Origin of the sequence: Amycolatopsis halotolerans (assembly GCF_042647905.1) — a bacterium.
Lineage (GTDB): Bacteria > Actinomycetota > Actinomycetes > Mycobacteriales > Pseudonocardiaceae > Amycolatopsis > Amycolatopsis halotolerans.
Map to the genome: position 1 here is coordinate 18,383 of NZ_JBHRWI010000033.1, position 12,856 is coordinate 31,238.

Annotated in this window: 11 protein-coding genes and 1 tRNA gene; 8 read left to right on the plus strand and 4 right to left on the minus strand. The window is 70.3% G+C overall.

Features of this window, described 5'->3' with window-relative positions; genetic code table 11:
- The first annotated feature begins 52 nt into the window (after positions 1-52).
- Entirely contained in the window at positions 53-619 is a 567-nt protein-coding gene (locus ACFORO_RS28020) for a carboxymuconolactone decarboxylase family protein (RefSeq protein ID WP_377873786.1), read from the plus strand.
- A 65-nt stretch (positions 620-684) separates the two neighbouring features.
- On the opposite strand, the gene ACFORO_RS28025 is transcribed toward ACFORO_RS28020, so the two are convergent.
- A complete protein-coding gene (locus ACFORO_RS28025; protein ID WP_377873785.1) occupies positions 685-1,626 on the minus strand; it encodes a sigma-70 family RNA polymerase sigma factor in 942 nt (313 codons plus the stop codon).
- Positions 1,627-1,677: 51 nt separating this feature from the next.
- Between ACFORO_RS28025 and dnaG the strand changes: the two genes are divergently transcribed.
- Genes dnaG through ACFORO_RS28045 form a run of 4 tightly spaced genes read left to right on the plus strand, consistent with a single transcriptional unit; the run spans position 1,678 to position 5,521 of the window.
- Positions 1,678-3,591 carry a DNA primase gene (dnaG, locus tag ACFORO_RS28030; protein WP_377873784.1) on the plus strand — a complete coding sequence of 638 codons (1,914 nt, stop codon included), beginning with the start codon at positions 1,678-1,680 and terminating at the stop codon, positions 3,589-3,591.
- Position 3,592: 1 nt separating this feature from the next.
- On the plus strand, positions 3,593-4,117 hold the full coding sequence (locus tag ACFORO_RS28035; RefSeq protein ID WP_377873783.1) for a hypothetical protein: 525 nt from the start codon (positions 3,593-3,595) through the stop codon (positions 4,115-4,117).
- Positions 4,118-4,169: 52 nt separating this feature from the next.
- Positions 4,170-4,937 (plus strand): trans-aconitate 2-methyltransferase, encoded by a 768-nt coding sequence (locus ACFORO_RS28040; protein WP_377873782.1) that lies wholly within the window; start codon positions 4,170-4,172, stop codon positions 4,935-4,937.
- Entirely contained in the window at positions 4,937-5,521 is a 585-nt protein-coding gene (locus tag ACFORO_RS28045) for a class I SAM-dependent methyltransferase (protein WP_377873781.1), read from the plus strand. The genes ACFORO_RS28040 and ACFORO_RS28045 overlap by 1 nt, the downstream gene beginning before the upstream one ends.
- Positions 5,522-5,544: 23 nt before the next feature.
- On the opposite strand, the gene ACFORO_RS28050 is transcribed toward ACFORO_RS28045, so the two are convergent.
- Positions 5,545-5,724 (minus strand): hypothetical protein, encoded by a 180-nt coding sequence (locus ACFORO_RS28050; protein WP_116204675.1) that lies wholly within the window; start codon positions 5,722-5,724, stop codon positions 5,545-5,547.
- Between the two features lie 177 nt (positions 5,725-5,901).
- Between ACFORO_RS28050 and ACFORO_RS28055 the strand changes: the two genes are divergently transcribed.
- Positions 5,902-5,974 (plus strand) — tRNA-Asn (locus tag ACFORO_RS28055).
- Between the two features lie 671 nt (positions 5,975-6,645).
- Here ACFORO_RS28055 and ACFORO_RS28060 read toward each other — a convergent pair.
- Positions 6,646-7,251, minus strand: a complete 606-nt coding sequence (locus tag ACFORO_RS28060; RefSeq protein ID WP_354736944.1) for a TetR family transcriptional regulator — start codon at positions 7,249-7,251, stop codon at positions 6,646-6,648.
- A gap of 83 nt (positions 7,252-7,334) precedes the next feature.
- Here ACFORO_RS28060 and ACFORO_RS28065 point away from each other — a divergent pair, with 83 nt between their 5' ends.
- Both ACFORO_RS28065 and ACFORO_RS28070 read left to right on the plus strand, forming a co-directional pair.
- Entirely contained in the window at positions 7,335-8,798 is a 1,464-nt protein-coding gene (locus ACFORO_RS28065; RefSeq protein ID WP_377873780.1) for an FAD-dependent monooxygenase, read from the plus strand.
- 281 nt (positions 8,799-9,079) lie between these two features.
- A complete protein-coding gene (locus ACFORO_RS28070) occupies positions 9,080-12,202 on the plus strand; it encodes an NACHT domain-containing protein (protein WP_377873779.1) in 3,123 nt (1,040 codons plus the stop codon).
- A gap of 153 nt (positions 12,203-12,355) precedes the next feature.
- On the opposite strand, the gene ACFORO_RS28075 is transcribed toward ACFORO_RS28070, so the two are convergent.
- Positions 12,356-12,775 carry a hypothetical protein gene (locus ACFORO_RS28075; RefSeq protein ID WP_377873778.1) on the minus strand — a complete coding sequence of 140 codons (420 nt, stop codon included), beginning with the start codon at positions 12,773-12,775 and terminating at the stop codon, positions 12,356-12,358.
- Positions 12,776-12,856 lie beyond the last annotated feature (81 nt).

Genomic DNA, 12,856 nt, shown 5'->3' on the forward strand with positions numbered 1-12,856 from the left:
CTCGCGCGGCTGTCCCGTTCCTCCCTCGAACCACTCAGAAGGAGGACTCGACATGCCTCGTATCCCGGTCAAACGAGCCACGGACAGCGGCCCGGTGCTGAAGCTCTTCTACCGGGTCGCCGGGAAGCGGTACGGCGCGGTGCCGGAGCCGATGGCCGTCGTGGCGCACCACCGCGGGCTGCTGCGGACCAGCATCGCGCACGAGCTGATGGCGGAGAGGGCGTCGAAGCACCTGCCCGCCAACGTGCGGGAACTCGCTGTGTACCGCGTCGCGACGCAGATCGGCTGCTCGTGGTGCGTCGACTTCGGCACCATGCTGCAGCGGCACGACGGCCTCGACATCGACCGGCTCAAGCACATCGACGAGTACGCGACGTCGCCGTTGTTCACCCGCCAGGAGCGGCTGGCGCTCGCGCTCGCGGACGCGATGTCCGGCCCGGCCGTCACGGTCACCGACGAGCAGATCGCCGAGCTGGTGGCCGAATTCGGCGAGAAGGGCGTGGTCGAGCTGACGTATCAGATCGGCCTGGAGAACTCGCGGGCGCGGATGAACAGCGCGCTCGGCATCGTCGACCAGGGCTTCACCTCAGGAGACGCCTGCCGCGTGCCGATCCCCTGAACCCGGGAAAAGTACGTGAGGGGAACCCTGAGGGAATCAGAGTTCCTCAGGGTTCCCCTCACGTACTACTGCTCCGGCCGGGTGATGCGGGTGAGCTTCTCCGGGTTGACCTGGTCGTAGACGCCGACGATGCGGCCGTCGCGCACACTGAACGTCTGCACACGCTCGTCGAGGGCGAGGTAGCCGTCGACCGCGGGCAGCTGCGGCAGCCACAGGCCGAGGTCGCCGTTGACGAGCACCGGCCGCCCGTTGTCCATCGTGCCCGGCGCGTACTTCGCCAGTACGCCGAGCACGAAGCGGGCGACCTTGTCCTGTCCGACGATCATGCGGCGGCTGGTGCGCGAGCGGCCGTTGGAATCGCCGATCATCACCACGTCCGGGTGCAGCAGTTCGGTGACCGCGCGGATGTCGCCCGCCAGCAGCGCGACCACGAACTTCTCCAGCACCGGCTGCTGCTCCGCCAGTTCGAGCCGGGCGGGCGGATCGGAGTCTTCGACCGCGCGACGGCCACGGGAAGCGTGCTGGCGCGCGGCCGCCGCACTGCAGCCCAGCGCGTCGGCGATCTCCGCGAACGGCACCGCGAACGCGTCGTGCAGCACGAACGCCACGCGCTGCTCCGGCGTCAGCCGGTCGAGCACCACCATCGCGGCCATGCGCAGACCGTCGTCGCGCACCGCGGCTTCGAGCGGGTCCTCGCTCGCGGGCGCGCCGAGCGGCGTGACGATCGGCTCGGGCAGCCATTCGCCCACGTACTTCTCGCGCCGCACCGCCGCCGACCGCAGCCGGTCGAGGCAGATCCGGCCGACCACCGCGGTCAGCCAGCCGCGCAGGTCGCGGATCCCGGCGCGCCCCGCGTCGTCGAGCCCGGACAGCCGCAGCCAGGCCTCCTGCGTCGCGTCCTCGGCGTCCGCGCGGGTGCCGGTGAGCCGGTAGGCCGCGGCGATCAGGTGCGGCCGATGGGCGTCGAACTCGGCGGCGAGCTCATCCAGCGCGGTCGGTGTGCTCATGTCCCGAGTGTGCCGCACGGCGCGGGGGGAGGGAGAACTATTGTGGTTCACGTGGCTGGACTGATTCGGGAGAGCGATATCGCGGAGGTGCGTGAGCGCAACCGGATCGACGAGGTCGTGGGGGAGTACGTCGCGCTGCGCCGTGCCGGCGGGGGCAGCCTGAAGGGCCTGTGCCCGTTCCACAACGAGAAGACCCCGTCGTTCAACGTGCGCCCCACTCACGGGACCTTCCACTGCTTCGGCTGTGGCGAGGGCGGCGACGTCATCAAGTTCATTCAGAAGATCGACCTCGTGTCGTTCGTCGAGGCGGTCGAGCGGCTCGCCGACCGGGTCGGCGTCCGGCTGAACTACGAGGGCGGCGGCGCGTCGGTGCAGCGCGACCGGGGCACCCGGTCCCGGCTGATCGAGGCGCACCGCGCGGCGGCCGAGTTCTACATCGAGCAGCTGGTCACCGACGACGCGCGGGCGGCGCGGGACTTCCTGTCCGAGCGCGGTTTCGACGCCGCGGCGGCCAAGCAGTTCGGCTGCGGCTTCGCGCCCGGCGGCTGGGACAAGCTCACCAAGCACCTGCTCAACCGCGGGTTCGAGGTGAAGGAGCTGATCGCGTCCGGCCTGTCGAAGGAAGGCCAGCGCGGCCCGATGGACCGGTTCCACCGGCGGCTGGTGTGGCCGATCCGCGACGTCGGCAACGACGTGGTCGGCTTCGGCGCGCGGCGGCTGTTCGACGACGACCGGATCTCGGCGAAGTACCTCAACACCTCCGAAACGCAGATCTACAAGAAGTCGCAGGTCATGTTCGGCCTCGACCAGGCCAAGCGAGAGATCGCGAAACGGCACCAGGTCGTGGTGGTCGAGGGCTACACCGACGTGATGGCGATGCACGCGGCGGGCGTGCCGACGGCGGTCGCGTCCTCGGGCACCGCGTTCGGCGAGGACCACATGAAGGTCCTGCGCAGGCTGATGATGGACGACGACGCCTTCCGCGGCGAAGTGATCTTCACCTTCGACGGCGACGAGGCGGGCCAGAAGGCCGCGCTCAAAGCGTTCGAGGGCGACCAGACGTTCGCCGGGCAGACCTACATCGCGGTCGCGCCGGACGGGATGGACCCGTGCGAGCTGCGCATCGCGAAGGGCGACACCGCGGTGCGCGACCTGGTGGCCCGGCGCACGCCGCTGTTCGAGTTCGTCATCAAGAGCATGCTCAAGCAGTTCGACCTGGATTCGGTCGACGGCCAGGTTTCCGCGCTGCAGAAGACCGTGCCGATGGTCGCCGCGATCAAGGATCGTTCGGCGCGGGACGGCTACGCCTCCAAGCTCGCCTGGTGGATCGGTTGGCAGGACGTCCCGCAGGTGGTCAACCGGGTGCGCGGCGCGGCCGGAGCGGCGGCGCGGCGCGGCCCGGCCGAACCGCAGCCCCGGCGGTCGGCGGCTCGGCAGGAGGCCCCGGCCCCCGAACCGGAGAAGCAGGATCTGCCGCGTCCCGCGCCGAACGACCCCCGGTTCCTTGGGCAGCGCGAGGCGCTCAAGGCCGCGCTGCAGCAGCCCGCGATCGCCGGTCCGGAGTACGACTCGCTGCCCGAAGAGGCGTTCACGCACCCGGTGTACATCGCGGTGCACCTGGCCGTGCTGAAGGCGGGCGGGGCGGCGTCCGGGCTCACCGGGCCCGCGCTGCTGGACGCCGCGTCGGCGCACTGCCCGGAAGGGACGGTCCGCCGGGTGCTCAGCGAGCTGGCGGTGGAACCGTTGCGCGCCTTGGGGGAAGTGGACTCGCGCTACATCTCCGGCGTGCTCGCGGGCGTGCAGGAGAACCTCGTCGGCAGGCAGATCGGCGAGATCAAGTCGAAGCTGCAGCGGCTGTCGCCGGTCGAGGCCCCGGACGACTACCGCGCGCTGTTCGGCGACCTGGTCGCGCTGGAGCAGTACCGGAAGTCGCTGCGCGAGCAGGCGGCGAGCGGGTGGGAGTGACGTGGGACTGCTGAACCGGTTCTTCGGCGGCGGGCTGCCCGCGGGGTTCCCCGGCACGCTGGACGAGGGCGAGGATCCGGTCGCCGCGGCGGCGGTCGAGGGCGGCGGGCACCTGGTCGTGACGTCGCTGGGCCTGTGGATCCCGACCGGCGAGGGCGCGACGCGACGGGTCGGCTGGCACTTGGTGGGCAAGGCGACCTGGGGCGAGGGCGTGTTCACGCTGACCGAATCGGAGGAGACCGGGCGGACGGGCGCGGTCGCGGTGCTGGCCGACCGCGGGCCGGTGCGGTTCCGGCTGCCGCAGCCCGGGAAGGTGCCGCAGCAGGTGCGCCTGCGCGTCGACGGCTCGGTGCGCGGACGGCACCGGCACGAGTTCCCTGAGGGCGGCGCGTGGTTCGTCCAGCGCAAGGTTCCCGGCCGAGACGGCGTGGAACTGCAGGTCCGCCCCGATCCGGGCACCGACCGGGCGCTGGTCGAGGCGGTCGCGGCGGAGGTCGCGGAGAAGCTGGCCAACCTCGGCGAGTAGCAGTACGCTCGTACTCAGTACGTTTGTACTGTTACTCGGCGGGAGGCTGCTCATGTGGGATCCGGCGAAGTACCTCGACTACTCCGACCTGCGCGGCCGGCCGTTCTACGACCTGATCGGGCGAATCTCGGCCGATTCGCCCCGCCGGGTGGCCGACCTGGGCTGCGGCCCCGGCACGCTGACCCTCGACCTGGCGCTCCGCTGGCCCGACGCGGTCCTGGAGGCGATGGACAGCTCGCCGGAGATGGTCGCCGCGGCCCGCGAACGCGGGGTGGCCGCCGAGGTCGGCGACGTCCGGACGTGGACGCCGAAACCGGACACCGACGTGGTCGTCTCGAACGCGGTCCTGCAATGGGTGCCCGGGCACCAGGACCTGCTGCGCCGCTGGGTCACGGAACTCCCGGCCGGAGCGGTCCTGGCGGTGCAGGTGCCCGGCAACTTCTCCGCCCCTTCGCACGCCATCAGCCGCCAGCTAGCCGCCTCGCCTGAGTGGGCCGCGCGGCTGTCGTCCGTGTCGCTGCGAGCCGAAGACGCGGTCGGCGAACCTCGCGACTACGCGGACCTCCTCGCCGACGCGGGATGTCTGGTCGACGCCTGGGAAACCACGTACGTACAACAACTTTCCGGCCCGCGGGCAGTCCTGGAATGGATCACCGGCACCGCACTCCGCCCCATCCGCGCGGCCCTGACCGATGACGACTGGGCCAAGTTTCAAGACGACTTGGCCCCGCTCCTGGACGAGGCCTACCCGCCCCGCCCGGACGGCACGACCTGGTTCGAATTCCGGCGGATCTTCTTCGTCGCCAAGATCCCGGGCTGATGTCGTACTGGAACACGAACGTCGCCCGCCATCCGGGCATCCTCCGCGCCGTGCCCGCCGGATGCGCGACCGCACTGGACGTCGGCTGTGGAGACGGCCTGCTGGTGCGGAAACTGGCTTCCGCGGTGCGTTCGGCCACCGGGATCGACAAGTCGCCGGAGATGGTCGCTCAGGCCCGCTCGCTGTCCTCTGACACCTTCGTCGAGGGAGACTTTCTCTCCGCTGACCTCGGCGCCTACGACTTCATCTGCTCCGTCGCCACCATCCACCACCTGGACTTCGAGCCAGCCCTCGCCCGAATGCGAGACCTGCTGCACCCAGGCGGCGCGCTGGTCGTCGTCGGCCTGGCCCGCGACGCGAGCGTGACCGACTGGGCGGCGACCATCGCAGCCGCACCGATCGTGCGCACCGTGAAGACGCTTCGCCGAGCACACGGCCCACACGGCCCGGACGGCATGCCAGCGATGCAGCCGCAGATGAGCTACCGCGAGGTGCGCACGACCGCGCAACGGTTGCTACCAGGAGTGCGGTACCGGCGGCACATGCTGCGCCGGTACTCGCTCACCTGGAAAAAACCGTCCTGAGCTGGGGTTTTGCTGGGGCCCGCTCAGCCGTTCCCGCGCCCGAACTTCTCGCCGAGCTTCGCCCGCGCCACCCCCGCCGCACCCTGGACCATCGGATGGTCGACCAGTTTGCGGTAGGTGCGCACGATCTGCTCGTACCGTCCCCGGCCGGCCTTGGTGCCCAGCACGTACCCCAGGCCCACGCCCAGCAGGAACTTCTTCATCGGCGGCCACACCTCTTTCTCAGCAGGACTTCCGACTGTCCATTGTCCAACACAATCGGATTCCGCGCGGAGTTCCCTCCGCCGGGCCGCAAGACCCACCCCCCTGTGCGAGGCCGGAACGACATGGGCTAAAGTTCTTCGTGTCAGCCCGGAGAGATCCGGACCGGCGGAGCACGATCCCCTGTAGCTCAACTGGCAGAGCATTCGGCTGTTAACCGGAGGGTTCTTGGTTCGAGTCCAAGCGGGGGAGCAAAGCCCAGGTCAGCGACCTGGGCTTTTTTGCTGTCTGTGAGCAGGGGCGATTTAGCGTCGATTTTGACGGTCGTCCGAGCGGTCGGCTGTCGGGGTCGCCGTTGGTCCGCTGCGGTTGCCGGGCGGCAGTTCGGAGCCGTGGGTCGGCGCTCCGCTTGGCCGCCATCGATCTTGGTGCGCTCGATATGTCGATTCGGTGCTTAGCGCGTGCATCCAGGGCCTGAGGCAGCGTCGGGTTGACGATCGAAGTTCTGGGACCGCGTCAGGTGTGAGCAGGCAGATTCAGGCTGGGCGGCCGTCGAGTTCGTTGCGGTTGAGTCGATCAATGCGGGCTACGGGACGAAACGCCGCAGCGCTGGAAGAGTCATTGCCAGCGGCGTGCTGAAGCCGCGGACCGTGCGTCGTCCGGAGATTCTGCGGTCGGACGTCAACCGATACGGCAGAGACGCGCTCGGCGGCAAATATCAGCTAAAAAATTGCCATAATCAGTTCCTGGCACTACCGGACAATTCCCGGAAAAACCGTGATCCGCCGTTGATGTATGCATGCCGAGGTGGCGATGCTCAATTCTTCACCCTCGTCCCGGCGAGCCTGAAAATTGCTCCCGGTTCTTGCGAGATCGTGAACGCGAACAGTGTGTTCCATCGCAGTGCGGTGCCGGGCAAGCTGTCACGGGGAGCCGACGACGGGCTCGTCGAACAGGGGGATGCCGCCGCGGAGTCGTTCGAGGGTTTCCAATGTGGCGTCGACGTAGCTGCGGCTGGGTTCGCGCGCGACAAGGGTCTGCGCGACGAGGCGGGCGCCGATCAGCACCCCGGCGAGGGTCACGATCTCGAGGTCCTCGTCGGAGCGGCCGAGTGCGGAGGCCAGCAAACACGCGGTTTGCTCGACGTCTCCCGCGCTGCGGGCCCGCGACGCGGCGCCGATTTCGGGCACGGTGCGCACGAGTCGCATCCGCAGTTCCTCGTCGGCGCGTTTCTGCTCGTCGAGTTCGGTGAAGGTGGCGCGCAACGCCTTGATCAGTGCGACCACCAGCGGGGTGCCCGCGGGGATCGCGGCGAGGGCTTTCTCGAACAGCGGGTCGACATCGTCGAATAAGACGACGTCTTCCTTGGTGGCGAAGTAGCGGAAGAACGTGCTGCGGGCGACCTCGGCCGCGCCGGCGATGTCTTCGACGGTCGTCGCCTCGTACCCGCGCTCGGCGAACAGGCGCAGCGCTTGGCGCTGGATCTCGGCACGGGTGCGCGCCTTCTTGCGTTCGCGCAGGGAGCTCACCCCGCAGAGTGTGGCACACCTCCGCGATCATAGGACTGAGTATCTTTTGAGACTCAGTCCTATTTTCTGTTAAGGTCGTGGCCATGGATACGGACACAGAAGTCACCGTCGTCGGAGCGGGCCCCACGGGTCTGGTGGCGGCGGCCGAACTGGCTCGGCGCGGCCGCCGGGTGAGAGTGCTGGACGGTGCGCCGGGCGCGTTCCCCGGTCCGCGCGGCAACGGCATCCAGCCGCGGACGCTGGAGGTGCTCGACCCGCTCGGGGTGACCGACCGCCTGGTGGCGCTGGGGACATTCGGGCTGTCGTTCCGCCAGTACGCGACGGATGGCGCCGTGCGGGAGCGGGACAGGCATCCTGGTCTCGACCCCACGCCCGACAAGCCGTTCGCGCGGCCGATGATCATCCCCCAATGGCGGACCACGCAGGTGCTGCGCGAGCGGCTCGCCGACTTCGGCGCCGCGGTCGAGCAGAACGCTCGCGTGGTGGCCGTCGAGCAGGACCGGAACGGAACCACTGCCGTGCTCGCCGATCGGAGACGCGTGCGTTCGCGCTATCTCGTCGGCGCCGACGGTGGTTCGAGCGCTGTCCGGCGGGCTCTCGGGGTCGGGTTCCTCGGCGAGACCCGCGACGAGGTGCGGATGCTTCTGGCCGAGGTGGAGCTGGACGGGCTCGACCGGGACCATTGGCACCAGTTCGACCTGGTGGGCGCCCACGGCGCCGGTTTCCTTTCCCTGTGCCCGATGCCGGCGAGCCCGACCTGGGCGTTGGGGCTGCGCTCGCCCGATCCGGGCTGGGAGGCGGACGACGCGACGCTGCACGCCGTGGTCGACGGGATCCGGCCGCGGGTGCGGCTGCGCCGGATCGGCTGGTCCTCGACGTGGCGGCTCAACGTACGGATGGCGGACCGGTTCCGCGTCGGGCGGGCATTCCTCGCCGGCGACGCCGCGCACGTGCACTCGCCCGCCGGCGGCCAAGGTCTCAACACCGGCATCCAGGACGCGGTCAACCTCGGGTGGAAGCTCGCCGCGGTTCTCGACGGCGCGGAGGAGGCTCTGCTGGACACCTACGAGGCCGAGCGCAAACCGGTCGCCGCGGAGGTTCTGGGGCTCTCCAGCGAACTCTCGCGCTACGTGCTCGAAACCGGCGCCACCGGCTACGCCGATCGACCGGCGGCACTGGCCCGCCAAGGCCTGCAGTTCGACATCAGCTACCGCGCCGATCCCGGGGAGCCTGGCCTGCGACCGGGCGATCGCGCCCCGGACGCCCCACTCGGCGACACCACGCTGTTCCTGCTGCGCCGGCGAGCGGACTGGACGGTCCTGGCCTTCGACGGGACTGCAGAACCAGTCGTCGGCGCCCAGGTCCTCGACGCCGACGCGCTCGACGCCGACGGCTGCTTGCGCCGGGCCTACGAGCCCCTTCCCGGCGAGCGCGTCCTGATCCGCCCCGACGGTCACCTCGGATGGCGCGGAACCGGTGCGATGCCGGCGATCGGCGCGAGGAGCGCCCTCGGACTGCCGCGAATGCCCGCTGATCGCCAGGGTTGATCGAACCCCGCGCGGCATGGCGCCCGCTCCCGTGAGGTCCGGGCCCGGACACGACGGGAACCTTCCGGGGTGCTGGCTGGAAGCCAGGCGGTGGTCATCGAGCCGGCCAACTGGTCGGCGGCGCCGGGGCGGCGGATCGCTGCTGCTGGGTCCGGCGAGTCGTGCGGAGGGCGGTCGGAAGTCCGTTGTTCACGTGACTGAGGAAGGCGTCCTCGGGCGTCGTTCCCGGGTGTGCGGCGAACCCGGTGCTGTTCCCGTGCCGCCGGTGTAGTTTGGAATTCGTGACCGGGATCGGGCCCGCCGACGGCCATTATGCGATTGTCGTCGTCGACATCAAGGAATTCAGCCGTTTCCTGACCCGGCCGGCGCAAATCGAGGCGAGGACGGGCGTTTACCGCGCTCTAGAGACGGCGTTCGACCGGTCCGGTGTTCCGTGGGACAAGTGCCCGCGCGAGGATCGTGGCGACGGGGTGCTGATTCTGATTCCGGGTCAGCTTTCCAAGAATCCGCTCGCGGCGGCGCTGCCGGACGAGCTGGCGCGTGCCCTCGGCGAGCGCAATGGCCGGTCGCCCGAGTACGAGCGGATCCAGCTGAGGGTGGCGATGCACGCCGGCGAGGTTGCCGCGGACAGCCACGGCTACGCCGGTACCGCCATCAACCTCGCCTTCCGGCTGGTCAACTCGGCGCCGTTGCGCGGGGCGCTGGACAAGTCGTCCGGAGTGGTGGCGCTCGCGGTGTCGGCGTGGTTCTACGACGAGGTGGTCCAGCACATCGCGGCCGCGCGGCCGAAGTCGTACCGGCGCGTTCGCGTGGAGAACAAGGAAACCCGAAGCGACGCGTGGATCAGCCGTCCGGACGATTCCTACCCGGACCGGACATCCGACAGCGACCCTATTCCGGATCGGAATTTCGAGGAACGTTACGTCGATTTCGTCCGCGAGGACAACGCGGGTTTCGAGCTGTTCAAGGTCGCCCGGAGGCGCGGTCCGGCCGATTGCTCCTTCGACAAGTACTACGTCGTCCCGCCGGTCACCCGGCGGCAGACGGCGGTGCCCGACCCGGAACTGACCGGTGCGGGCACGGACTCGGCCAATGCCATCGCCGACGCGCGCCGGGTTCTGCTGCTCGGCGGCGCGGGCGCGGGCAAGACGACGTTCCTGGCCTGGCTCGCCAACGACGTCGCGCGCCGGCACGACGAGGAGGGGCCGTGGCGCGGGGTCGTGCCCTTCCCGATCTCGTTGCGTCTGTTCGCGGAGACCGACCTGCCGAAGGACCCGGAGCTGTTGCTGGGCGCCGTCGCGCCCACGCTCGCCGAGGAGAAACCGGAGGGCTGGGCCGCCGAGCTGTTCGCGTCCGGCCGGGCGATGCTCTTGGTGGACGGGCTCGACGAGCTCGTGGCGGACCGGCGCGCGAGCGCTCGGCAGTGGGTGGAGACGCTGGTGCTCACCTACCCGGACGCGCGGTGTGTGGTGAGCACCCGGCCGTCCGCCGTGGACGACCAGTGGTTCGTCGAGACCGACACCGGGATCGGCCTGGAGCGGTTCGAGCTGCCGGAACTGAGCCGGCTCGGTCTCGGCAGGGTCATCGGCCGCTGGTTCGCCGCTGCTGCCGACCAGGAGCCGAGCGCCGAGCAGCGGGAGCTGCTGAGGACTTATCCGGAGCGGCTGCGGACGGAGCTGGAGGCTCGCCCGAACCTCCGCGGCCTGGTGTCCAGCCCGCTGATGGCCGGGCTGCTGTGTGCTCTTTACCGCGAGGACCAGTACCTGCCCCGGACCCGCCGCGAACTGCTCGACCAGGCGATCGACCTGTTGCTCACGCGCTGGGACGACACGGCGCACCGCGGGATGACGGTCGTCGACGGCGTCGACCTGGTCAAGGCGGAGAAGCAGATTCTGCTCGAGCGGTTCGCCTCCGCGATGGTGCGGCGCAACGAGCTGCTGGTGCCCCGATCCGAGGCGCTCGGCCGGCTGGACGATGCGAAGAAGCGGTTGCGTGCGCAGGATCTCTCCTCCGGGCCGCTGCTGCAGCACTTGCTGGAGCGGTCCGTGCTGCGGGAGAGCCCGGCCGACCGCCAGATCCAGTTCATCCACCGCACGTTCCGCGACTACCTGGCCGCGGCTGACCTCGTGAAGCGGGGGCAGCTCGACGAACTGGCCGGCCACGCGCACGAGGACTACTGGTACGAGGTCGTCTTCATGGCCGCGGCGCGAGCGCGGGAAGGCGAGGTCGCCGAGCTGCTCGGCAATCTCTTGCGGCGGGCCCGGCGCAGCACCGACAGGGCCGTCGCGGACCGGCTGAAGCTGGTCGCCGCGGCGTGCTTGGAGTACGCCGACGTGGTGGATCCGCACAGCCAGCGCGTCGAGGTCGAGGCGGCGGCCCGCCAGCTGCTGCCGCCGGTCGACGTGCAGCAGGCGGAGATGCTGGCGAAGGCCGGCCGGTTCGTCGTCGGCCTGCTGCCGGGACCGGACGAGCTGACCGGGCCGAACCGGGACACCGCCGCCGCCGCGGTGCTGCGCACTCTCGCGCTGGTGGGCGGCGAGGAAGCCTGGCAGAAGATCCGGCCGTTCACCGCGATGCACCAGTCCACGGTCGTCAACGAGCTGCTGCGGGGATGGCGGGCGTTCGACTTCTCCGAGGCCTACGCCGCCGAGCTGCTGTCCAAAGTGGACTTCGGAGACCTGGTGCTGAACGTGCACCGGTGGGGGATGCTGCCCCGGCTGCGGCACCTGGCCACGCTGCGCGCGGTGAAGATGATCGGCGACATGGCGCTGGTCAGCGACCGCGACGGCCTCCGCCCGCTCGCCGCCGTGCCGCAGCTGCGGCGGCTGGAGATCGCGTCCAACGAGGTGATCCGGGACCTGCGTCCGCTGGCGGACTGTGCCGCGTTGCGAGTGCTGACCATTTCCGCGTACAGCGCGCTGCGGGATTTGTCCGGCCTGAGCGGGTCCTCGGTCGAGAAGCTCCGCCTGCTCACGATCGGCAAGACGGTGCGGGCCTATCCGGCCCTCGGCACGCTGGCCGGGACCCCGCTGCGTTCCCTGTCGCTTCGGCATCCCGGGCTTTCCGAAGGCCTGCACCCGATTCCGGCCGGGCTGGCCCTGACCGAGCTGGCGATCCACAACCGCCCGGAGAGCCGGTCGCTGCTGGGCATCGAGCGGTTGCCCTCGCTGGAGAAGGTGACGGTCAGCGGAGTGCTGCTGCCGGACGAGGTCGAGGCCCTGGGCGAACTGCCCGCGCTGAGCCGACTCGTGCTGCGCGACCCGTATCCGCTCGACGACCTGGCCCTGCTGCGACCGCTGGCCGACCGGCTCCACGTCCTGGAACTGCGCGGGGTGGACCAGGCGGACGCCCGGATCGCGGCGAAGGCCGTCGGCGACGAGCTCGCCGCGAAGCTGCGCAACTAGGCTGCTCGGGCGGAATTCGCGGGCCGATCGCGTTCCCGGTTCCGCGAGTCGTGAGATAGCGGCCGGCGTGGGTGACGCCGGGCTCGAGGATTGCCTCGGCGGCCGGGTCCGGGATCGATGCTGCTGACTGGCGCAGGGGGTTCTTGCGCCGCTTCATTCCTCGGGGGACGCCGCCGGGTCGCGGATGGTGTGCCAGAGCGCGTAGAAGGCGGAGTCGGGGATTCTGGTGAGGCCGGGCTGGTCGAGTCCGAGGGGCTGGTCGGTGAGCGTGCCGGAGTCGTCGTCGAGGTTCTGCCACCAGTAGCGGTGGGCGGTGCCGGTGGAGCTGATGTCGATCTGCTTGACGGCGACCGTTTCGTGGTCGGCGGTGACGGTTTCCCAGAGGCAGCGGGCGCCCGGGTCCGCGAGTCCGTCGTCGACGTACTCGAAGCAGGACCGCGGGCCGGGTGTCTCGTCCAGCGTCCGGTACCAGGTGACGGCGGCCCGGAACGCGGTCTCGGTCTCGGTCGACCAGCCTCGGCGTGCTGCCAGCCGGCGGTAGCGCTGTTCGACATCGGCGGGGAGGCTGGCCATGATCGGATTGTGTCAGGCCTGCGTGCCGCGATGCGGGACCGGGGAGGCGGTTCCACGCGCCGTTGTCCCTCAGCATGGCGC